A 255-nucleotide genomic window follows, 5' to 3' on the forward strand; every position below is an offset into this window, starting at 1 on the left:
TCCGAAACGAACAGGCCTGTCCGGCCAAGCTGGTTATATTTCACTTTATCAGCCTCTTTTTATTTAACAGCTTTACGCGTTAACGGGATGAAACTGCGCGGCAATATTTGCGACACGTGCCCCATACAGGCGTGCCGTTTTGAGATCACCGGTGGACATCTCTTCAGGCGAAGCGTCAGCGGGGGTTTGTGCCATTGGACCGATATTGGATCCCATCCGGTTAAGGTCATCACGCAACGACGCTTTTGTGTTTGA

1 pseudogene is annotated in these 255 nt (G+C 50.6%); it reads right to left on the reverse strand.

Going from position 1 to position 255, the window contains the following annotated elements:
• Positions 1-72: 72 nt before the first annotated feature.
• Positions 73-255 (reverse strand): annotated as a pseudogene (locus AC0T7J_RS25625) (NADPH-dependent FMN reductase); the annotation flags it as partial.

The organism is Pantoea sp. E956-1, from assembly GCF_982223955.1.